Origin of the sequence: Thalassoroseus pseudoceratinae (assembly GCF_011634775.1) — a bacterium.
GTDB classification, from domain to species: domain Bacteria; phylum Planctomycetota; class Planctomycetia; order Planctomycetales; family Planctomycetaceae; genus Thalassoroseus; species Thalassoroseus pseudoceratinae.
In genome coordinates, this window is the sequence record NZ_JAALXT010000001.1 from 160,805 (window position 1) to 184,176 (window position 23,372).

Below are 23,372 nucleotides of genomic sequence, written 5' to 3' on the forward strand. Positions count from 1 at the left end.
GCGAAACGGAAGTGGCGAGCAACACTCGACATGGTGGGAAATTGACGTTCGCCAAGTTAAAATCACAAATCCACCTTTCCAAACACCCTATTTTCAGAAAGTTTGCACATGCTTCCCACACGCAATTGGCTGCTTTGCCTCTCGTTGGTCGCTTGTCACGCCGTTGTCGCGACCGCTGATGACGGCATGATCTCGCTGTTCGACGGCAAGACGCTCGACGGCTGGACACAATACGGCGGCAAAGCCAAATACACCGCGAATGATGGTGTCATCGTCGGCACGTCGGTCCCGAACTCACCGAACAGCTTCTTGGCCACCACCAAGAAATACGGTGACTTCATTCTGGAGTACGAATTCAAAGTTGACAATGAATTAAACTCCGGCGTGCAGATTCGGTCGAATGTGTACGACAAGCCCATGACCTACGATACCGGCAAAAAGAAAATCAAAGTCGGTGCCGGCCGCGTGCATGGCTACCAAGTGGAAATCGACCCTAACAAACCGACCCGGCTCTGGGCGGGTGGCATCTACGATGAAGGCCGACGCGGTTGGCTTTACCCAGGCCAAAAAGGGGGCGACGGCAAAGCCTTCACCGCTCAAGGCCAGAAGATCTACAAGATGGACGGTTGGAACAAAGTCCGCGTGGAAGCCAAGGGCGATTCAATCCGCACCTACTTGAATGGCGAATTGCGAGCCGACTTCAAAGACGACATGACCCCGAAGGGTTTCATCGCATTGCAAGTTCACGGAGTGGGTGGTCGCAAAGATCCCCTGACGGCCATGTGGCGAAACATCCGCATCAAGCCGTTGGATCACGACGAATAATCGTCTCGCGACCCGCACGCATCGTTTGAAGCGTCATCACGATCAACACACAGATTGTGGTGACGCTGACGATGCCCCAGAATTTGAAACCCGGCGGTGTGTACCACATCTCTACGGTATGCTCGCCAGGTCCCAATGCCACACCCCGATGGACAACATTCACCGGTATCAACGGGGTCGGTTGCCCATCGACCGTGGCCTTCCAGCCCGGCGAGATCAAATCGCTGACGATGAGATATCCTGGTGCGTCAAGTTTTGCACGGATTGTCAGTGAGTCTGGTGTCAATTCTTCGATCTGAGCAGGAGTGAATGGTTGCCGACTTTCGGCAGCGGAAAGCACGTCCTTGGCAACGATCACGTGACGACGCGGTTGGACCTTCGCGAGTAGGTCTGAAACCGATTCACCGGTGACCAGCTCTGTGTTTCCCAGAACGAACGCTCTCGGCAATGCGTCGGTGTTCTCCCAGATTTCATAGGCTAGTAAGCTAGCCGACGATCCCGCGAGAACGGTCTCCGGTCGCACCGTCCCGCGTTTCCGCAACTCCCAGCCCTCTGGGACACTGGGACCGCCCGCAGGTACGACCGCATAGCGAACCGCAAGCAGATCGAGAATATTGCTGCGGTATCGTGCCGGATAGGTCGGCAACAATCCGACGAGTTCTTCGTTTGGTGGATGAAGCGGGTTTAGTACGTCAATCAACAAGGCTGCTCGCATCAATGGCACTGGATCGTACGCGTGCACTTTGCCGATACCGTGGTTCCAAGCTTCCCGATCAGACAGCAAATTCTGATCGACAATCACCCGGCTGTCGTCATTACCTTCGAAACCAATCTTGTCTCTGAGAAACAACGCGATCTCACTGTCCGACCGGAAATCTTGGTTGGGTATAACCCTGGTGACCGCGTTGGCATGCCGAATGTTCTCCGTCATCACGACAAGGTAAACCAGACCAATCAAGCCCACAGCCAATAGTCGACCAATTGACGGCTTTTTGGTCAATCGTTCCACAAATGTCTGCAACGTAAAACCGCCCAGGAGACAGACCAACAGCGAAACCCAAAACAAAAGCCGTGCCGGTCCCCGGAACATCGCGATTCCCGGAACGTACTTGAAGAAGATCATGAACAGCGGCGTTCGTGTGCCGGCGACAAAGACCAGACTAATGACCAACGTCACAAACAGCCGCCGAACCATGGGATCGCGGAATCGCACAATTGGGCTCAACAGGGCTAATCCCGTCAGCAACACACCAAAGTGGAGGACGCTTTCCCAATAGAGAACACCAGGACCGTGGTAATCTGTCGGCCCGCCATGGACGAACGGGTTCCACAACTGCCATAGGCTTTCCAGGCCGATACTCAAGCCGGCCGCGGATTGAAGATCAACACCACTCGCACGGACCGCTTGGCGTGTGTAATTGTAGATTGGCCCCAACTCGACGGCGACGATTCCAATCAAGACACAACCGGTCAACGCCCAATTGCCGAATAGCTTCAGGGGTGATTGTTCGCCTCGCCAGGCACTCGGCAAGAGCACATCGCAAAGGACCCAAAAACTGAGAGTTAAAATCAGGTAGTACAATTCTTGTACGTGACCAGCGAAGAATGCCAGGGAGAAAATTCCCGCCAAGATCGGCACGCTCAAGCGACGACCTTCACGCATTCGCAGAAACCCCAGCAACCCCCAAGGCAACCAAGCAGTGACGCAAATTTGGTTGTAATGGCCTTCCGCCAGATGGGCAATTAGGAATGGAGCCGACAAAAATGCGCAGCCGACCAGAACCGATACTCCCCAATTCCACTTCCACCAATTGCCGAGCGAGTACGCACCAAGCCCCCCGAAGATGAGATGCCCCACCATCATCCAACCGGGCAACCAGGTCGCGGTGGTGATGAGGTACAACCAGTTTGGCGGATAGAACATCGCCGACTGCGGGTTCCCCAACCAGGGGATGCCTCCCAAACCGTACGGGTTCCACATCGGCGGATGACCGGATTCCGTCCATCCAATTTTCAAGAAACTTCGCCACGGGATGAAGAATGCAGTGAGATCGTTGCGTCCGCCATTTTGCGGTCCGACAATAATGCCGGAGGGTTCGGCAACGAGGCGATGCATGCACGCCAACGCTGCGGCCGACAACACAACGACCGCGAGCAAATGGCGGAGCCAATTCATTTTCTGATGCTTCGACATGGAATCCGGGGGCGAGCGACGGTCTTCAAGGTGAGCCAAGCCCCCATGCTAAATTCGCGTCGGACTACTCGCGAGCAATTTCCCGAGAATTCCCAAATCCTGGGAGCGTTGTGGTCAGAGTCATCCTGACAGACTTGGCCGGCGGTGGTATAATTCCCCAAGTTTCATTTGCTAACCAGAACAAAGGATTTGTGAACGGTGCAAACGCGGGCATTTTTAATACTGATTGTGTTGGTCGTCATTCTGGCTGCGGGATGGAGTTGCGTGCGGATTTCCGCGAACCACGTCCCACAGACGACACCAACCGAAGAACTCGATTTCAACGTGGTCGACCAGAGCGATGACGAATGGCGTGACAAACTCACCGCCGAGCAGTTCTTCGTTCTTCGAGAAAAAGGAACGGAACCCTCGTTCAAGAACGCTTACTGGGATGAACACCGCTCGGGTGTTTATCACTGTGCTGGTTGTGATCTACCCCTGTATTCCAGCGACACAAAATACGAGTCCGGCACGGGCTGGCCGAGTTTTTATCAACCGATCGATCAGGACAACGTCGCGGAAGAAGTCGATTACAAGTTGTTCTTGCCACGTACCGAAGTGCTGTGTCGCCGCTGTGGAGGACACCTCGGGCATGTGTTTACGGATGGTCCGGAGCCGACAGGATTGCGGTACTGCATGAATTCCGCCGCTCTCCATTTTCATCCCTCAGATTCGGCGGACGATGATGAATCTCAATAAACAAATTGTCTTCGGCAGCGTCGGACTTCTTGGAATGATGGGTCTGATGTTGTCCGGTTGTGGAACCCATATCGAATCTCAAGAATCTGTCGCAGCTATGCCTGATCCCGAACCGCAAAACTCCGCTGAAAATGTTGACCTTGCCGACGCCGAAACGGGTGAAATCGTGTTGGCGGGGGGGTGCTTTTGGTGTACTGAAGCGGTCTTCGAGGAACTGAAGGGTGTGAAATCCGTCGATAGTGGCTACTCCGGCGGGACCGAAGACAGTGCAGCTTACACGATGGTCTCGGCGGGACTAACAGATCACGCGGAATCAATTCGCATTCGGTACAATCCGGAGCAGATCAAGCTCGATCAGATTTTGGAAGTCTTCTTCCTCGTGGCACACGATCCAACACAGAAGAATCGACAGGGTGCCGATGTCGGTCGGCATTATCGCTCGGCAGTGTTCTACGCGAACGAGGCTCAAAAGCAAGTGGTGCAGAATTTTATCGATCAACTGCAGGCGAAGAACATTTTCGACGCCCCAATCGTTACTACGCTTGAACCCTTAGAAGGTTTCTACGACGCGGAAGATTATCACCAGAATTACGCCAAGCTTCAAAGCAGCAACCCCTACATTCAGTGCGTCGCGATGCCGAAATTGGCCAAGGTTCGTGAGAAGTACAAAGATTGGCTGGCCGACGAGAAATGATCGATCAGTCACGGACCGTCGCTGTGCTTCGTGGGAGCGTTAACTGAAAACACGCTCCTTGATCGACTGATTGATCGCAACGCAGATCGCCTCCCATTCGGCGTGCGAGTCGTTTGGATAATGCCAGACCAAGCCCGACTCCAGGCGCGGAGTGTGCCGCCTCGCTCGCGGATTTCGAGAAGGGCCGAAACAACCGCCCGACTTGTCGACGCGAGACGCCAGGACCGTAGTCCCGCACCGCGATCACAACGTGATGACCATCACGACGGGCGGAAATCTCGATCTGCGAATTCATTGCATCGCCACCATATTTGCAAGCGTTGTCGACAAGATTGAACAGAATCCGTTCCACCGCGGCGGCGTCCGCAGAGATGTGCAATGGTTCCGAGTATGGCAGAAAAACCAAACGGCGGTCCGAACGAACCGCTCGTTCCTGAAGAGTCGATTGCAGTCGCAGTAAGAAGTCTTCGACGCTGATTTCCTCCACGGCATCAGGACGACGTGTGTTCTCCAAACGGGCGTAAGACAACACGTTCTCTACGAGATGCCCCAAACGCTCCGCTTCCACTCGCAACGTTTGCAGGTAGTGTTGTCGCTTCTCATCTGACGGAACCATGCCGTCTACAAGCATTTCTGTGTAAAGCCGAAATGTCGTTAGCGGGGTTCGCAGTTCGTGCGTTACGGCAGATACAAAGGCACCACGGCGTTCACTCAATCGGATGGCACAATACAACACCCAGCCGACCGCAATAGCCGCAACAAGCCAACACCCCCAAGCGATTAACAGCGAGACTCTCAGTGGTGTCCAGACAGGCAAGATTTCGGTGGGCGGTAAACCGGGAGTCAGGCGAAGCGGCAACGCAGCCAATTGCAAACCATCTTCCGCGGTTCGTGAAGGGACCAGCTCGGCACTTGGCAGAAGATCGCGGATGTCGTCCAGCATTTGCGTTCGGATGGCCTCCCAATCGAGCCAACAACCCTGAACGAACTGTGCGCCACCACCGCTGACAGGTCGCACGAGCAGTAGCAAGCCATCTTGCCAAACTCCTTGCATTGGCCCGAGAATTTCCAAGTCCTCCGGCGATTGTTCGGGCGAACGCATCGCGGGGGGCATTATCGTGGAATTGCTTTGCAAGACGTTTTGCGAACGTTTCCGGAATTCGTTCTGATTCCGCGTCACCTCCTGAGCGGCCAACTGCTGATAAGACGTATTCGCCTGTCCCAACAATGGTTCGGGGGGGGCGTTCTCGAATTGCTGGGGCAAAGGCGGCTCTTCGTCGCGGACAGCAAATTCATTCGGTGATTGATTCTGAATTTGCTCCAGGAAATCTTTGGATTCCACCGCCTCACAGAGAACATCGGGAATCTCGGCGGTGTCGGATTTTGGCGCATTCGGAAGGACGCAGAGGTACTTGTTTTCCTGCCGAAACTCGAACCGCAACTTCACGAATTCAGTGGGTTCGGATCGCAGACGGTATGCACTCGCGGAACGTCCGCTTTCGCGGGCGATCAGTGGGACCAAGAACGAATCCATCCGCCACAACGCCAATCGGTTCGATTCCGATTGCCGTACCAAATCGCGTTCGGCCGATTCTAATTCCAACACCGTTTGACTGATCCACACCAACGCCGCCGTCACGACAGTCAGCGAGGCGAAGAAGCCACTCCACAGCAACCGCGAACGCATTAACAGTCCTCCTGAGTGGCAACTTCGGGCACAATGAGTTCGTAGCCGCGACCGCGAACCGTCCGCAGAATTGGGGACTCCGCGCCGCGATCTCGAAGCTTCTCCCGCAACCGGGCCACCTGCATGTCGATGGCTCGGGTGTTGAGCCCGCGAGGATCAATTCGCCAAACGTGCGACATGAGTTCCTCCCGCGAGATCACTCGCCCGGCGTGTGTGCGAAGATATCGCAGCAGATCCGCTTCGCGTTCGGTCAATTCCGCTTCGGTCCCGTCATCGAACTCCACAAGACCACGCTCGAAATCAATTGTTGCGTGAGGTAAGCACATTGGAACGTCGTGCGAGGAACGCTCCGGCGAACGCCGCAAAACCGCTTCGACACGGGCAGTCAGTTCTCGAATGCTAAACGGTTTGACAACGTAGTCGTCCGCCCCGAGTCGCAGCCCGGCGACGCGATCGTTTTCGTCCCCGCGTGCGGACAGAATGATGATGGGAACCGTAGGGCGTTCGATCCGAACGGCCTTCAGGATGTCTAACCCACTCATTCCAGGCAACACAAGATCGAGAACGAGCAGGTCGTAAACACATTCGAGAGCGAGCTTTAGACCGTGATCGCCACGTCCGGCTTCGAGAATCTCGAAACCGGCAAACTCGAAAGCGTCTACCAAACCACGCCGAATTGCCGGGTCGTCTTCGATGGTGAGAATTCGTAGCTTCATGAAATTGGACCTCACGGGAACACGTATCTCAAGTATAGACGACAGCGGACCGGCAGACGTAACGACTGCGTAACAGCCTATGGACGTTTGAGAATGGACATTGGTTCCGAAAACCCGACTGTTCTCAAGAACAGACCGTGTTTGCTCGAATTTTCGTCTTGACCTACTGCCAAGAATCTGCGAGAAGCCCGCACCTCTCTCTCTACAGCAAAAACTCACTCATCTTTCGCGGACCGAGCAAGCACGTACTCTCGTGTAATGCGGTCGGGGTCTGAACATGCGACACTACTTCATGCGGACCGTTCTCGCGGTACTGCCGTTGTGCCTGGGCGTTGGCTGCGCTCATATGGCTGAACGGCAGGTTATCACGGCATTTACGACGGCGTTGGAAAAAGAGGACTATCAAACATTGAAAGTCCACACCAGCGACGACTTCAACGCCCGCGCACTGCGGACGGCCGAGGCGATGGAAGATATTCAGATTCTCCGCGTGCCGACCGGCGAAGTTTCCGTCGTTGAAGTCCAAGAGGAATCGCCGACGGAAAAACTCGTCGCCGTGACCAACGGGAAGCGAACCAAAAAGGTCTACTACCGCCTGAAACAGTCCGACGAATCCGAAGAGTGGGTCGTGGACGACGTTTACCTCCGCCAAAACAAGGGCGGGGTGAAGGTGGACAAGTCGGTCGCGGAGCAAATGGATTTGCTGCTCAGCGTGCGGGAATTTCTCGACACCTGGCATGCCGGCGAACGGGATCGTGTATTGTCGGTGGTCACGATGGAACTCGCGGATTCGCTTCGGGCACTTCCACCAGAACACCTGGACCGCCTGACGAAACAGGTCGTTGCCGAACACGGGGCGTCGAAATCGTTCCGACCAAAAGCCCAACTCGATGACGATGTTGCGATCGTGTCATTGCCTCGCCCCACCGGCAAGATGATCCTGAAGATGAAACTGCTCGAGGACCGCTGGAAAGTCGCGGACGTCGCCGTGGAATCCCGGAAAGACAAAGAGCACATCGAATCGCTGAGAAAAACGGCGATGGCGATGCAGTCCGTAACGCAATTCTTGTCTGCATACGCCGAACAAGATCGCGAACGCTTGGCGAAAGTGTGTCACTCGAAACTTTATGAGGACTGTCTGGCATTGGCCGACCTCTCGCAAGAACAACTTCCGAGCAGCACGCTCGATGGAGCGGAATACTACGTCAAAATGGAAGGCCGCCAAGCGGACTACATCATCGAACAACCGAACCGAGTTGTGCGTTTGAGCCTGTCACGAGGTGGTGTGGAATTGCAGGAGCTGCCGGAAGATTCCCCATACGTCGTCGAAGAAGTCACGCTCTACGAAACCGGTGGTGTCACTGATGAAGTTGCCGAGAAACGCCTTTCGGTCGTGTTCACGGGGCAGGCAATTCTGCAACTGTTCCAAGAGGCGGTCCGTGATGGCAATCTCCCGATGATTCGCAATCTCGTGACCGCGGACTTCAACGAACGCGTCTGGCGGATGGTTCCCAACGACGACGTCTCCCAACTGGCACCGCATTTGTTCTCGAATCCGATCGACCGTGTTGTTTCGACCCAATTCGACGGAGCGGTGAGTCGGTTCACAGTGTCGCAAGGCGGTCTGGATTTGACTTACGTGCTGCTCGATCATCGGGGTCGCGTGCGAGTTGACGACGTGAAATTCGAGAACGCCGACCAGATCGTTTCGATGAAAGAAACGATGGAAATTCTCTTGCCGATCCGAACCTACGCCTCCGCATTGGCTGCGGGGGACACGGAGACCTTGCAACGGTATTCATCGAATGACCTCAACCGGTTGGTGTGGACTCAAGCCGAGTCTGTCCCCAAAGCCGGTCAGGCGGTGATTTCCCATCTGGGTTGCCCGTTGGCCGACATTCGTGAAGTCGGCACGGACAGCATGATGGTGGTGTTGGGGGATGAAAACTTTGGGGCGAAAGTGATGCTCGTCGATGAGCATGGGCACCGCTTGGTGGATGACATCATCGTTGTGAACGGCAAGCAGCCAGAACAACGAGCGTTCCACAAACGTGTGCTGCGAACGGAGATCGCATACCACGCCTCGCAAGACACGTTGCCATCGCGACAGAAGATGACACCAACCATGCCATCGCCTGGCGACACAGGGTCGGCTCCCGAAGTTCTCACCGCCGAGCAAACCGAACCTGCGGAAGCTCTTCCGAGCCAACCGCTTCCGACACAGCCTTCAGCGGAACCGGCTTGGCCATCGGCTTCACCGATCCAACCGGCTTCCTTCGAGGAATTCGCTCCGCAGGAGTTGATGGAACCAGCTACCGAAGCGATTCCAACCGGGGCCATTCCATTGCCGATGGAGGACGAAGAACTCCCAGCGATGTCCTTCCGCCCCGTCGAAGCCGAGGAATGGGATGTTTCCCTGCCGATTGAACCTGCTCCAACAACGCAGGCAGTCGAACCCACTCCGACCGGCAACTCGACTTCCAAATCCAATTTCCAAGTCATTCCGGATGATGATGCATTCGCCTCCCCGCCGGGTTTGGAATAGGCTACTGAAAGATCGTTTCGAGCAGGAATCCGACGACGAAACCACTCGCGGCACCAATGGCGACCTGGTGGATCGCGTAGCCGATCGACCAGGCCAGTCCGCCTCGCCAACCGATGTTCTCACGGGCGAGTCTTCGTCCCAGTGCTTCGCCGAATGATTCTTGGAGTGTCGTGACGGCCGTCCTATGCTTCAGGGTTCCCAAGACGGCTCCCATCAGGGCTCCTTCGAGTGTCAACCCAACCGCTCCACAGAGGGCCCAAACTTCCGCCGAGGGCCACGAGAGTTCCGGCATCAACGCCGACCGAATGAGCCAAAACATCGGGCAGACACCAGCCAATGTCGCAGAAATGACCGCTGGAAACTGCAACTGATTAGCGAACTGTTGCCGCTCGGCTTCCCATTGCGGAAGGAAGCCTCCAAGTCCGGAAAACGGACTCACGTCGTGACGCGACGCCCAGGCACTCCAGGAAATCGCCACGCCCCGCAAGCTGCTGAATGCGAACAACCCTAAGCCGCCCCCGAAAAGCCAAAGTTGCTCGCTAGTCCAACGGGAATTTGGCAGAAATTCGATCACTTGGGCGACGGCTCCGCCCGCGAGAAATCCGCACAGCCAAGTGACGATCCACGGCACGGCTCCGGAAAACGCTCGGAATAGGCTCACGCAGACCAAGAACGCTAACCCCAGCGGCAACAGGAGCAACGCGAGTAACGGGGTGAGCAAGAACGGGGTGCTGGGCCGTAATTCGGATTCGGGTGGCTCAAGTGGGGCGGACAATGTACGGTGCCTTCCCCTTCAAGCGTCGAAGTGTCGTCCTTGATAATTTCGTTCGATTGATTGCCGCAACTCCCTCAGGTCAAATCAGATGCCGTTCGAGTCAACACGTGAACTCGCACGCCGGAAAACTTCGAATTCATGCTCAACAAACCGAAAATTGTTTCCATCTTGACAGAGAAGCGGCCGATAATCAAAGATTAGGCTTGTCGAAGCCCCAAAAGCGCAAGGCTTCGTACGAGGAATAACCGACCACACAAACAACGGCAATAGTGAAAATTCATCCACACATGAATTCTTCCAACATCAATCGACCACCAATGCTCCATCTTGCCAAAACAACCACAACATCTAGCATAGAGTCGGTCTGGCTAACTTGTCCGCGCTTCTGCGGTTCCTGCCGCATCCGTCCACGGCCTCAAACACGAGGACACGCTCCATGTCACATAAGACCGATGGAGTCACCGTAACGCCTGAACACATCGAACGGGACGTTCGAAGTTTCAGCACCAACATCATCAGCCTGACGGCTTTTTTACTGTCGACGGGACTGTGGTATCAGTCTCCGGTACGCGGTGAGGGACCGGCAGCAGCTCAGACTCAGAAAGCCCGCCCCGCTGCCGCAAATTCGCCTGACGCATGGGGTTTAAACGCTCCCTGGCGTGTGAACCGCGGTCTTCAGCAACTTCTCCGACGGGCGGATCAATTCGCCGCCGAGAATCGTTTCCAAGAAGCGATTTCCCTCTGGCAAGAAGCTCTTAACCATACCGACCGTGCCGCATCGACGAGCACAAGCCAAACGATCGAAACGCTCCTTGGCGACCGCGAACGAGAGAAGAAGTTTCGCTACGGAACCTTCCAACCGATTCGTCGCGAAATTGAAGCTCGATTGGCCCAATTGCCGGACTCCGGAAGTCGGCTTTACCGATTGCAGGCCAACACGGAAGCTCAGGTTCTCCTCAATCTCGCCGAGAACGAGTCCCCCTCCCAAGCCGATCGCGTTGTGACCCAACGCTATTTCCTCAGCGATCATGGTGATGATGCTCTCTGGCGACGTGCGTCCGAAGCGTTCGATCGCCAGAATTTTGTGGTCGCCAGTCGAATGATTGACCGGATTGTCCAGGAGCATCCGCGTAGCAGTATTCCGCGAGATTGGTTGCTACTGCGGAAATCTGTTGCGGAAGCTCGTCTCGGCGAATTGCGTGAAGCCAAGGCAAGCTGGACCGCCTTCCTCGCACTGAATCACAACCAAGTTCCCTCGGCAATTCAACAAGCGGTCGGTCGTGAACTGGAGCGCATGTTCGTCCGTGCAGATCGATCGGGACTGGAAGAAACGAGCTATCAGAGTTCTTCATTCAGTCTGGGCCGTACATTCACGGGAGAGCCCGTCACGGAGTCTTGGATCCACTCGTTTGAATATCCAATGACCGTCAAAACCGTAGGATCAACTGCCAAGTCCCAGACTTCGTATCACGAAATTCTGGAGCGTTGGCAATCCAACGGTTGGAGACCAACGGTTGATTTGGTATCCCGCGATGGCAAATTGTATTTCTATGGCACCGAACACGTTTCGTGTTGCGACGCTGCGACCGGCCGATTCCTGTGGCGGACCACTCACGGAAATGAATACGCATTCGATGGCCTATCGAAAGCGTATGGCAATGCTGCTAGTGGGCGAGACCGAGTTCGTCCCTCCGAGCTTGAGAGTGTCCGGCTGTTCGGCGACCGTGTTCATCCCATGCTCACCGTCTCCCATGGACATCTCTATTGTCTGGAAGGGCGGGTCTTGGACATCGGCAAACATAGCCCGGGTGGAGATTCTCCTTTCGCAAATTCGTCAACGAATCGCACACGTTTGGGTCCAATTTCCCTTGCGGCTTACGATGCGAATTCGGGCAAATTGAAATGGTCGAAGCAAGCAACAGAAGCCATTGGTGTGCAAGGAGATGCGGCGTTGCCATGCGGTTTCCTGGCGGCCCCCGCCGTATCCGGCAATCAGCTTTTTGTCCCCGTGAGCCGCTCCGGCGAGATCGTCATGCTCGCACTGTCTGCAGCGACGGGCGAAACGATTTGGCAAACCACACTTTGCGACGAACCATCTTCCGGGGCGGTCCCCTGGTCACCGGTGGGCCTCAATGTGAGCGGAAGCGACTTGTACGTTGCCACCGGAATGGGACTCGTTTTTGCGTTCGATGTTCAAACCGGGCAGATGCATTGGGCTACACGCTACGATCGCACAGGAGTTCGGAAAGCGAACGCAGGTGGACGGCCGCAAGCCAGCGATTGGCTCCCGGAAGTTGACGGATGGGAAACCGACCAATTGATCGCGGACGGTTCCACTCTGATCGTCTTACCATCCGACCTGGGTCGGTTGGTCGCGTTGGACCGCAGAACCGGTGCCCTGAAATGGGATTCCCCACGATCAACAGACACCATTAGCTACGGCTTCGATGCCGACCAGTCTATCACCGCTCCGACGGCAACGCGTGAGTACTCCCCGAACGCCGATGAAGACATCCGAAGCGCGGAATATCTGATCGGACATTCGAAGACATCCTTGTATGTCGGCGGAAGACGAGTGGTCCGCTGCTATGGCACTCACTCTGGCAAATTGATTTGGGAAGCCGGACTCGAGAATGCGTGCGGACGTGGGATCATCGTTAACAACTCGTTGTACGTTCCTGATGGCCGAACGATCCGTCAACTCGATCTCGAAACGGGATCTCAACTTGGCCGAACGTCGTTCCTCAGTGCAACCGATGAGCCCGTGGGAAATCTTGCCAGCGATGGGCAGCGATTGTTCGTGGTGGGATGCGAACGGGTCTTATCGCTCATTGAACTCGACGAAAAACTCCACGAGTTGCGTCAGGAAGTTCTCGCGGGAGACACTTCGTCATCATTACTGCGGATGAAGCTCAATGCCCGCCAAGGAGACTTAGATCAATCCGTGGCGGACTTGCGCGTGGTAGAACGGATGCTGCGACGACAGTCCGGTCCGCGAGTCGCACGTCAGGCGGTTGTCGATGGCTTGATTGAACTTGATCTCGCGAATTCCCGTCCCGAACTCACCGTGCAATGGTTGGCCGACATTTACCGAGTCGCGATTGCAGAAACGATCTCTGGATCCGACGCGCATGCTCGTAATGATGATCAGCATGATGAATCCGTCGCTGATTCTCGACCGCGTGCCTTGCTGGCAACGGCACTCACCGCGATGACGAAGTCGGCCCAACCGCCAAGTACTCCAATTCGGTTTGCGAGCGCGGAAGACGAGTCCATTCCGTCCTACGCGAGCGATTCGCTGTACCCGATCCTGCAAAACGCATGGTTGTGGAGAATGGCCAAATTGGAGGATGAAGCAACACGGGCGGTCGCACGAATTGTTGCAGAGAACAGTGCTTCCTACCTTTTCGATTCTTTGGCAAACCCAGACCCGCTCGCGCGTCGCTTCGCGATTGCCGGCTTAGAGCAACTTCAGTCTCCGACGGTGTTGTCGGCTCTGGAACATGCACTCGAAGACCCTGCGGACTCTGTTCGTTTGCGGTCTGCGGTCGCGTTGCTTAACCGAGGACATCAAGAAAGCCTGTGGACACTCATTTCTCTGTTGAATAGCCCGGAATTGAGCACTCGGCGACGCGCGATCGAAGCACTTCGATCGGCAACCGCACAGCAATTTGGTTATCACTATGAATCGGTCGGCGAGGCCGATCAAGCAGCGATCGAACAGTGGTTGGATTGGTTCGATCAATCCGGCTTGGCAGCGGACCTGAAGTTGCCGGTGCGAGTCGATGACGCTCCGATCGGGCGGCTCTTGCTCACCAACAACAAGCTGCAACGTTTGCGGGAAACCGACGCGAACGGTGACGAAGTTTGGTCGAAAAACAACGTGAAGAATATTTGGAGTTGTCGTGGACTGCCGGATGGGCATCGTGTTATCACGACAACAACCAGCCCGCGAGCCGTGATTGAATACAATGAGAATGGTCAGGAGATCTGGAAGAAATCCGATCTGCCCGGCACACCGTTTTCGGCGGTGCGTCTGAGCAACGGCCATCTTTTGGTCGCGTGCAATAACAAAAAAGTCTACGAATTCCGCCGCGATGAAACCGTCGCTCGGACCATCGAATTGCCTGGCATTCCGCATTGGGTGAGTCGATTGGAAAACGGCAATATCCTCATTGCGTTAACCGGATCGGGCTCCACCCCCAGCGAAGTTCGTGAAGTCGATTTGACTGGCAAAGTCGTTTGGCAGGTCAAGTCCTTCCGAACTCCGGTCGCGGCACATCGACTTCCTAACGGGAACACGCTCGTTGCTGATAGTTCCACACGTCTGATTCAGGAATTCAACGCCAACGGACAGCCGGTTTGGGTTCACCGTTGGCAGGGCAATCAACGGCTCAATTGTGTGCATCGCACTTCTGACGGTAAGACACTCGTCGTGGATGACGAAGGACTAGCCGAGATCGATTTACGTGGTCGTGTGACCCGGCGAATTGAAGAATCTGGCATGCGATGTCTTGATCAGTTCTAAGACTGCTCCCATTTCATTTCCGTGCGGCTGACTCCACGGAAATATCTCCTATTTTTTTCGAAGTGCAAGACGCATTTCAGGCTTATGACTATGAAACTTCTCCGGAGGTCAGGGATGGACCGTATCGATCGTACCCTCTACGGAATGGTTCTAGGGTTCTGTTTACTTTCGGCGTCCGCGCCGGTTTTCGGTGGTTCCCAGATTGCAGTCGAGGAACCGCTCGCCGGTCCGTATACGCAGACGCTTCAAAAGTTCGGTCTGGAACCGACCCGCGAGTCTCTGCAACATTACCTGCAATCGCTGCACCCGGATCCGGAAGCCGTGCAAGCCATTCGCGACTTGATCGCTCAGCTTGGGCATCCCGACTTCCAGAAACGCGAAGCCGCGACGAAAACTCTCTTGAAATCACCAGTGCACTTACCAGAGTTGCTGGAGGCCGCGATGCGGGAGTCCGACCCCGAGATTCGTTGGCGAGCCAAACAGATTTGGAAGTTGGCCCGTGGACGATCGAGCCGGATTCTCTATGCGGCATTCTCGGTGATCGAGCAAGGACAGATTACTGGTTTGGCCGAGCCAATTTTGTCGGCGTTTCCGTTGTGCAAGGCTCCGTATCTCGAACGGAAAGCGGCTGCGGCACTTGCGGTCGTGGCAACCGTGGATGATGTCGAAACCCTCAAGTGGGTGGCGATGGGAACCCACGAAATCGCCGGTAGAAATCTCGCAGCGCGTACCGCCGCGATTGCAGCATTGGAACGTGTTCTCGGCAGTGACGCCGATCCCATTTTGGAGGAGTTGCAGAACGCATCTCAGCCGATGAAAGTCCAGGTGGCTGTTGCTCGAGCGCAATTGAATCATGGCAATCGAACGGCACTCGCAAGTTTGGGGCGATTGCTTTCGGCAGAGGAACTGGAAGTCCGTTTGCAAGCCATTCGAGCACTACGAAGTTCCACGCCGGAACGGTTCGGATACTCACCGTACGAAGGTTTTCAATCCCGCCAAGTCGCCGCAGAGGCTTGGCGTGAATGGATCGCCAACAACAGCACGACCGCAGAACTCACACTGCCACTCCGAGACATCGACGTCTTGCTGGGACGTACGTTGTTGACCAACTACACGCAACGGGAAGTCATTGAACTCGATCATCAACACAATGTGATTTGGCGAGCCGAAGTGAATGGGGCTTGGGGGTGTGAAGGACTGCCGAACGGGCACCGACTCATTGCATCTTACACGGGTAAGTTTCTCGTGGAGTTCGACGCGGCCGGTGATGAAGTTTGGCGGTTCGAAGAACTTCCCGACAAACCGTATAGCGTGCAGCGTCTCCCGAACGGTAACACTTTGGTTCCGTGTTACGGCGGGCAATTGCTGGAGATTCGTCCCGACAAGAGCATCGCGTGGGAGTTGGAGCTTCCCGAACGGGCGAAGTCGGCTCAAATGCTCGAGAGTGGCAACATCTTGCTAGTTCTCTACAACAGCGGGCGTGTGGTCGAAATCAATCGTGATGGCACAATCGTGTGGGAAGTCGAAGGCATGGAGCGACCATACTCGGTACAACGGTTGCCGAACGGTCATACGTTAGTGGCCAATCGAACAGAAAATCGTGTCGTGGAGATCAACCGTGCCGGGGAGGAACTTTGGTCCTATCAGAGTGAACCAAGCTTGTACCGTGCCCAACGCTTGCCGGATGGACACACGTTGATCGTCAGTTCTGCAGGTCTAGTGGAGGTCGATAGCGCGGGCAATGTGGTCTGGTCGCGTGAGGAAGCGGGACTCCGCGGAGCCGATCGGTATTGATCCGCTGACCGAGAATTGAATTTGGTTGACACCCGGATCCCTGCGATTACAATAAGCCCAAACACAATCCGAGTTGGGCGGTTCGCAGGTGAATCCTTTCCAACTCGGCAGTTTGAGAGCCGCTCCCCTTGATCTGTCATCGACGGATCTCTTGAGTGGACGCTGGGCAATACGCTCGACCGCGCCTTTTCTGAGGGCATGGTGTCCATCAATCGTGGGCGGCTTCATCTAATGCGGTTCATTTACCGGAACCGTTTCTTGCCGCGATTGCGTCGCACACCATTCCCGGTCGATCGTCTCTCCAGCGATTGTGATTCGTCACCGCATCATTGAGACTGCCGACTATGAACACGCAATCGAAAGACCTCTTCGACGATACCGCTATGAGTTTCGGGGAACACCTCGAAATTCTGCGGGTGCACTTGTGGAAGGCCATTCTCGGTCTGACCGTGGCCGTCGTCGCCACTTTGTTTTTCGGCAACCGCGTCATTTCGATCATTCGCGCCCCCATCGACACCGCTTTGCTCGAACACGGCGTCACGGATTACGTCCAAGATGACATCAAAGAGGATTTTGATCTTCTCGCCTATCTGGAAGCATTTTTCTCCGACGAGGAAGAGCAAACCGAAGAACCCGCGGAAAAAACGGCCCAGGAAATCGAAGATGAAAAGATCGCTCGTTCCACGATTGAAGTCGTCATCGATGCTCGCGAACTCGCTGGCGCACTCCACGAGCACTATCCCGAGACCTACCCAGTCCTGCCGGAAGCCAAGACTTCGGAACCACTAACGATATCCCTCCGAGCGCCAGAGTTTGCTCAGTTCAAAGACACACGAGACCAACAACACAAGATGGTCACCCTGACTGTCCAAGAAGCGTTTTTGACGTACGTGAAAGTGTCCGTCGTTGCTGGTCTGTTGTTGGCGAGCCCTTGGATTTTCTATCAACTCTGGTTGTTCGTGGCGGCCGGGTTGTATCCCCATGAACGCAAGTATGTTTACATTTACTTACCGCTGAGTTTGGGCCTGTTCCTGGGCGGAGCGGTCTTCTGTTTCGTCCTCGTGTTTCCGTTCGTGTTGGACTTCCTTCTCAGCTTTAACCAATGGCTCGGGGTGACGCCGCAGATTCGGTTATCGGAGTGGATCAGCTTTGCGTTGTTGCTGCCGGTGATGTTCGGGTTGAGTTTCCAATTGCCACTGGTGATGCTCTTCCTGGAACGCATTTCAATCTTCACGGTGGAAACGTATCGCGACAAGCGACGCATGGCGATTTTGGTTATTGCGATCATCTCGATGTTCCTGACACCGGCCGATCCGATGAGTATGATGCTGATGATGTTCCCGCTCGTGATCCTGTATCAGTTGGGCATTGTGATGTGTGGGGTCAGTCCAAAACACCAGTCCCCATTTGAAGCTGCCAGCTAATAGGTAGTGGCATTAGCTTATTGACTCATTGCGGTACGCATTCCTAACTCTGTGATCGACAAAGTTCCGATTCATGCACTATGCAGCCCGTTTACACGCCGCCATTCACGCGAAACGCACACCGGCCCTGGTGGGGATTGACCCGCGTTTTGATCAACTTCCGCAGTCCATCCGCGACGCTGCCGCCCAACGGCATCCCTCGGATGAATTGGCGATGCAAGCGAGTGCCTTCGAGGAATTCAGCTTCCGACTGATTGATGTGGTTGCTCCGTTAGTCCCGGCTGTGAAACCGCAAGCCGCCTTCTTCGAGGAGTTGGGGCCCCTGGGTTCAGCGGTGCTGGCCCGTGTGATTCGCAAAGCCCGTGACGCCGGCTTGGTTGTCATCTGTGATGCGAAACGGGGCGACATCGGTTCGACCGCCGAAGCTTACGCACGAGGATATCTCGCGGGTGCCGACCCCGATGCCGCACCATGGGCCGCCGATGCGTTGACGGTCAACCCGTATCTGGGAGCCGACACACTGGAGCCGTTCGTCGATGTGGCAACGGAACGGGGAGGTGGAATTTATGTCCTCGTTCGCACGAGCAACCCAGGAGCGGGAACATTTCAAGATCGGCTCACAGATGGCGAACCGCATTATCGTACGGTCGCGAAAACGGTAAACGATTTGGCCCTGCGGACTGCCGATACTGACGGCTACGGAGCAGTCGGAGCCGTTGTCGGTGCAACCTATCCGAATGAATTGGCCGAGTTGCGGGAAGTTCTGTCGGCGTCTCCGCTACTAATTCCCGGCTACGGAAGCCAAGGGGGATCGGCAGCGGATACCGCCGCAGCGTTCCGTGACGACGGACTCGGTGCGGTCATCAACAGTTCGCGAGGCATCAACTTTGCTTATCGCAAACCTGAATATGCGGAACGATTCTCGCCCACCGAGTGGGAACAAGCAATTGAGGCGGCCACTCACGACATGATTGCAGACTTGAAAACGCACACTCCCGCCAATTCGTTATGATTCGTCGGCTTGCCGGGCAGAGGTGATGAACTGTGCAACTCGTTCGGGGTCTTTGACGCCTTTCTCACCTTCTAAGTATTCCACGCCACTTGCGGTGTCGATCCCCCACGGTTGGACTGCTTCGATTGCCTCCGCGACGTTATCTGGTCGCAATCCGCCGGCAAGAATGAGCGACGGCCAATCACCGGTCTGGTATTCCTGAGTTAACTGCTCCCACGCTACGGTTTTTCCGCTCCCGCCATATGTCCCGGCAACATAGGCGTCGATGAGGACGGCGGAGAGATGCACATCCGCAGCGTGGCATTCCGCTAAATAATTGGCCAAATCCGACAGCCCTTCCGGCCTCATTCGCCAAGCGCGAATCAGCGATGCGTCAGGACATCGTTTCTGGATTTCTCGCAAAGCTGCGGGGGATTCATTTCCGTGACATTGAATGCGGTCCAATCCCACGGATCGCACGATGTTTTCGATCTCCATCGGCGAGTGATCCACAAAAACGCCCACTAATTCGGCTTTTCCCACACAAACTGCTGCGATATGCTGGGCTGTTGTGTTCGATACGCAACGCGGGGACGGTTCGTAAAAATTCAAGCCAATCGCGTCCGGTTGGTACTCACAAACCATCTCCGCTTGTTCTGGCGTCCGAACCCCGCATATCTTGACCCACATAATGTCACCTTGTCCACCAATCGTCCGCATTGTCTCCGTTTTTGCCATCTTAGTCGATAGCCCTCAGAATAGAGACCAACCGTGACGGAGTCGACCGACGAAATTCGGCGATTCGGTCCAATAGAGCTGCTTGTTGCCTTGTGAATCTGGTTTTGGGATGTGCCCCAGTGAGATTGCCCTTCGAAATCCCTCAAGAGTCGATCACCGAAGCCAAACAGTTGTTGCAGGCCGCGCAGACTGTCTATGAACAAAGTGCCAAGGATCCGAGGCACCTTCCCGCAGTGGCACAGGCTCAGGTTCGTGTCGGACGAGCGTTGCTTCGGTCCGGAGAAGCATTGCAAGCGATGCCGTATCTCCGAGACGCCGTTGCCAATCACTCCATTCCCGATATTCGGTCAATGGACGCAAACGACATCCTGCACTTGGCGGATGCACGTTCCGTACTTGGCGAAGGCTACCGACTTCGTGGCGACTATCTGAACGCCGCCCGCGAATACGGCCGGGCACTGTCCGAACTCAACGTGATTCCGGAGCGTGTCAGTACGATGTCGCTGCGGGCCGTCATCAAGGAGAAAATCGGCGATGCGGCTTCGGAAGAAGGCGACGCAGATAAAGCCGCCGCCGCATACGACGCCGCCTATACAATCTTGAAGACACTCACTCAGCAGGACGAGGGTCAATTGTCGTCGCGTGGCTTAGCCATTATTCGCGACAAGCAGGGCTTGCTCCATCAAACACGTCAGAATTGGACAGCGGCGAAGAACTGCTTCCTAGAAGCTCGACACATTCGTCGCGGTCTTGCGGAACAACCCAATGCAACCGATGACGCCGTTTGCGACTTGATCTTGAGTCAGCAGCATCTTGGCGATTTATACCTAGCTCAAGAACAAGACGAACAGGCTCTCTTTGCCTACGCTGCAGCCGACTTGTTCCGCGAAACGCATTTGAAGAATCCAAATTCCCACGCCGTCCAACGACTGCAAGCCACCATCGCAGAACATCGTTCCATTGCGTTGCTGCGGCAGAAACAGGTCGAGTTGGCTTCAAAGACTCTCGCGGATGCTTTGGAGACTCGGGAAAAACTCTACGACGAAACCAAGTCTGATCGGGCGTTAGCAAACCTGGCGAAGACACGCGGGCGGATCGGCGACTTGCAATATCAGCAATCCGAATGGCAGGAGGCACTCAAGACTTATCAGCTGGCTGACGACCATCTGCGTTCGCTTGCGATTCGAGACTGGGCCGATCCGCTTCGCCAAGCCAATTGGGCGGCGAGTGTGTTTCGCGTCGGCGAAACCGCACGAAAATGTGGTCAATGCGGAACCGCGCTCAAGGCGTATCGACAAGCATCGACGATTCGAGAACGGTTGATCCGTCGTGCTCCCAAACTTCTCGACCGCTATCGAGATTTGGCGATTGTCCAAGAGCGAACGGCCTCGCTACTGAAAGGCATGCATCGCCATGAGGCCGCTGTCAAAATGCTACGAACGGGTGTTGAAAACATCGAAACGGCTTTGAAGTACCATCCCAAGAACGTGAAGTTGCGACGCGACTTGGTCATCCTCAGCCATCAACTCTACGAGCTATCGTCAGTCGCAAAAGACGCCAGCAGTTCCGTCCTATGGCGAATCCGAACACGCAATGAACTTGAATCTCTGTTGCAGGAAGGGATCGAGTTCGATTCCGTGTTGCAGATCATTCAGTCCAAACTGGCCGAGCCGCTGACAATCACTCCTTGAGACGCAGGCAGGTCGCTGGAAAGACTCTCGCGTTCGTTCGACGGAAAGTCAAAAACCGAGTACGATTTCCCCCCTCCATAATGTATAGTCAAACAATATCAATATTCGCCCTTGTAACAAGGAACGCCGAAGGTGATTGAAACCCAGGGCCGTTTAGCGCTGGCAGTCCTGCTGATCCTTGCCACGATCTCGTGGGCGAACGCTCAGGACGAGACTGCCACACCTGCGAACAGTAACGCTACGCAGGATTCCGAAAACGCTGCAAGTCAGCCCTTGGCCTCACCGTCAACAGGTTCAAAGTTGGATCGTCCGCAGTCGGCATTCCCGCCGAATCCCTACGGATTTTTTCGCGGCAACGGACCGACGCAGCTTGTTGGTCCGTCGCGGACTGTGGGTTTCTATTTCAACTGGTTTTTGATGCTGCTAATCCTGGGAGCCTTCTGCTTATGGATGAACAGTTCCCGCTGGGTCGATGAAGACAGTCGCGGTTTGAACCTTGGAACAGCCAACTGGAATTCCGCCATGTTGTTCGGGGGTGTCGGCGGGATGTTTTTGGCGTTGATCCTGCCCAAATTCATTGGCCTCGTTCCGATGGCTGCTGCCTGGGGCGTCCCATTGGGGATGTATATTCGCGAGCGGAACGCCAAGGTCCCTGAAGCCCGTCGAGTCATGACGCAAGCTCATATCCGGCGATGGACACTCAAGAAACTTGCAGCAATTGGCATTCACATCGGTTCGCGGGAAACCATCGAATCGACCATGGGACCGCCGATTCAATTCCTCGGCAAATCGGAAGGCTCGGACCGTGGTGAGGCCGAACGACGGAGTCGACAGGTCGAAAACTCGAAAGGTTATCTCGCCGCCAAAGAACTCATCTACGACGCCATCAATCGCCGCACAACCGACGTTCACCTGGAGCCGAAAGAGGACGAGCTTTCCATCCGTATTCGGATCGATGGCGTGATGTATCCGGCGGATGGGTACGACGTGGCCACCGGTCGGAACATTTTGAACATCTTCAAAGTGCTCGCGGGGATGGACATCACCGAGCGACGCCGACCGCAAGACGGTAGTTTTCGGGCTATTTTGGAAGGTCGGGAAATCGACTTCCGAACCGCAACCCAAGGTACGCGGCACGGCGAAAAAATGAGTCTGCGGATTTTGGATCAAACCAACTCGGTTGGCAATCTTTCCGACTTAGGGTTTCGAAAGTCCCTATTCGAGCAGATCGTTGGCATTGTCGATCAGCCTCACGGGTTGTTTCTATCCTGCGGACCGACCGGTGCCGGGAAATCCACCACACTATACGCCGCTCTGCGGGAGATTGATTCGTACCAGCGAAACATCATCACCGTGGAAGACCCGGTCGAGTACAAGATGGAGAACGTCAACCAAATTGAAATTAACACGCGAGCCGGTCAAACCTTCGCGAATTCTCTCCGCAGCATTTTGCGACAAGACCCTGACGTGGTGATGATCGGCGAAATCCGGGACCAGGAAACCGCTTCCATCGCCTGCCAAGCTGCGAACACCGGGCACATGGTGTTTTCGACCATCCACGCCAACGATACCATCACCGCGTTGTACCGGATGATCGAACTGGGCGTTGAACCGTTCATGGTGGCGAATTCGGTGTCCGCAATTTTGGCTCAACGTCTGACCCGTCGTCTGTGTGACGTCTGTCGAGAACCGTACTCCCCCAATGCGGACCTGATGAAACGAGCCGGGTTGCCCATTGATCGCATCGACCATCTGTACCGACCGCGTCTCAACGGGGAAGCCGGTCGGTGTCGGCAATGCGGTGGTCTCGGGTATTACGGTCGGGCAGGGGTGTTTGAACTCTTGGTGATCACGGAGCGAATGCGAGACTTAATCCGTGAGAAATCCCCCATGTCCGCCATCAAAGCAGAAGCTCGCAAGAACGGCATGTTGACGATGCAGGAAGAAGGGTTGCGGCTGGTTGTGCGTGGCGTGACCAGTGTGCAGGAACTCGTTCGCGTCGTGAAGTAACTGCCGAGACTCGATACACCTT

At 55.3% G+C, this 23,372-nt stretch carries 15 protein-coding genes; 10 read left to right on the top strand and 5 right to left on the bottom strand.

Annotated elements, in window-relative coordinates:
• The first annotated feature begins 108 nt into the window (after positions 1–108).
• Positions 109–825 (top strand): 3-keto-disaccharide hydrolase, encoded by a 717-nt coding sequence (locus G6R38_RS00530; protein ID WP_166819746.1) that lies wholly within the window; start codon positions 109–111, stop codon positions 823–825.
• Here the strand turns inward: G6R38_RS00530 and G6R38_RS00535 are convergent.
• A complete protein-coding gene (locus tag G6R38_RS00535; RefSeq protein ID WP_166819747.1) occupies positions 800–3,001 on the bottom strand; it encodes a glycosyltransferase family protein in 2,202 nt (733 codons plus the stop codon). The two genes, G6R38_RS00530 and G6R38_RS00535, sit on opposite strands and share 26 nt — an antisense overlap.
• 216 nt (positions 3,002–3,217) lie before the next feature.
• On the opposite strand from G6R38_RS00535, the gene msrB reads away from it, so the two are divergent.
• Both msrB and msrA read left to right on the top strand, forming a co-directional pair.
• Positions 3,218–3,757: a peptide-methionine (R)-S-oxide reductase MsrB gene (gene msrB / locus G6R38_RS00540; RefSeq protein WP_206028411.1), complete on the top strand. Its 540-nt coding sequence runs from the start codon at positions 3,218–3,220 to the stop codon at positions 3,755–3,757.
• Positions 3,741–4,451, top strand: coding sequence for a peptide-methionine (S)-S-oxide reductase MsrA (msrA, locus tag G6R38_RS00545; RefSeq protein ID WP_206028412.1), 711 nt, complete (start codon positions 3,741–3,743; stop codon positions 4,449–4,451). The genes msrB and msrA overlap by 17 nt, the downstream gene beginning before the upstream one ends.
• Before the next feature lie 4 nt (positions 4,452–4,455).
• Here the strand turns inward: msrA and G6R38_RS00550 are convergent, their stop codons facing one another.
• Positions 4,456–6,138, bottom strand: coding sequence for a sensor histidine kinase (locus G6R38_RS00550; RefSeq protein ID WP_166819748.1), 1,683 nt, complete (start codon positions 6,136–6,138; stop codon positions 4,456–4,458).
• Positions 6,138–6,854 carry a response regulator transcription factor gene (locus tag G6R38_RS00555; RefSeq protein ID WP_166819749.1) on the bottom strand — a complete coding sequence of 239 codons (717 nt, stop codon included), beginning with the start codon at positions 6,852–6,854 and terminating at the stop codon, positions 6,138–6,140. Before G6R38_RS00555 ends, G6R38_RS00550 begins: the two co-directional genes overlap by 1 nt.
• 277 nt (positions 6,855–7,131) lie before the next feature.
• On the opposite strand from G6R38_RS00555, the gene G6R38_RS00560 reads away from it, so the two are divergent.
• A complete protein-coding gene (locus G6R38_RS00560; protein WP_166819750.1) occupies positions 7,132–9,399 on the top strand; it encodes a hypothetical protein in 2,268 nt (755 codons plus the stop codon).
• Position 9,400: 1 nt separating this feature from the next.
• On the opposite strand, the gene G6R38_RS00565 is transcribed toward G6R38_RS00560, so the two are convergent.
• Complete coding sequence (locus G6R38_RS00565; RefSeq protein WP_166819751.1) at positions 9,401–10,174, bottom strand: hypothetical protein; 774 nt, start codon at positions 10,172–10,174, stop codon at positions 9,401–9,403.
• A 436-nt stretch (positions 10,175–10,610) separates the two neighbouring features.
• Between G6R38_RS00565 and G6R38_RS00570 the strand changes: the two genes are divergently transcribed.
• From G6R38_RS00570 to pyrF, 4 genes are all read left to right on the top strand, one after another.
• The gene (locus tag G6R38_RS00570) at positions 10,611–14,702 is read left to right on the top strand and encodes an outer membrane protein assembly factor BamB family protein (RefSeq protein ID WP_166819752.1); all 4,092 of its coding nucleotides are present in this window, start codon (positions 10,611–10,613) and stop codon (positions 14,700–14,702) included.
• Positions 14,703–14,816: 114 nt separating this feature from the next.
• The gene (locus G6R38_RS00575; RefSeq protein WP_166819753.1) at positions 14,817–16,496 is read left to right on the top strand and encodes an outer membrane protein assembly factor BamB family protein; all 1,680 of its coding nucleotides are present in this window, start codon (positions 14,817–14,819) and stop codon (positions 16,494–16,496) included.
• A 344-nt stretch (positions 16,497–16,840) separates the two neighbouring features.
• On the top strand, positions 16,841–17,920 hold the full coding sequence (tatC, locus tag G6R38_RS00580) for a twin-arginine translocase subunit TatC (RefSeq protein WP_166819754.1): 1,080 nt from the start codon (positions 16,841–16,843) through the stop codon (positions 17,918–17,920).
• Positions 17,921–17,993: 73 nt separating this feature from the next.
• Positions 17,994–18,932, top strand: a complete 939-nt coding sequence (gene pyrF, locus G6R38_RS00585; protein WP_166819755.1) for an orotidine-5'-phosphate decarboxylase — start codon at positions 17,994–17,996, stop codon at positions 18,930–18,932.
• On the opposite strand, the gene G6R38_RS00590 is transcribed toward pyrF, so the two are convergent.
• Positions 18,927–19,631: a phosphoribosylanthranilate isomerase gene (locus G6R38_RS00590; RefSeq protein ID WP_166819756.1), complete on the bottom strand. Its 705-nt coding sequence runs from the start codon at positions 19,629–19,631 to the stop codon at positions 18,927–18,929. The genes pyrF and G6R38_RS00590 overlap by 6 nt on opposite strands.
• Positions 19,632–19,768: 137 nt before the next feature.
• On the opposite strand from G6R38_RS00590, the gene G6R38_RS00595 reads away from it, so the two are divergent.
• Both G6R38_RS00595 and G6R38_RS00600 read left to right on the top strand, forming a co-directional pair.
• Complete coding sequence (locus G6R38_RS00595; protein ID WP_166819757.1) at positions 19,769–21,340, top strand: tetratricopeptide repeat protein; 1,572 nt, start codon at positions 19,769–19,771, stop codon at positions 21,338–21,340.
• Between the two features lie 132 nt (positions 21,341–21,472).
• Positions 21,473–23,350 carry a GspE/PulE family protein gene (locus G6R38_RS00600; RefSeq protein WP_240928009.1) on the top strand — a complete coding sequence of 626 codons (1,878 nt, stop codon included), beginning with the start codon at positions 21,473–21,475 and terminating at the stop codon, positions 23,348–23,350.
• Positions 23,351–23,372 lie beyond the last annotated feature (22 nt).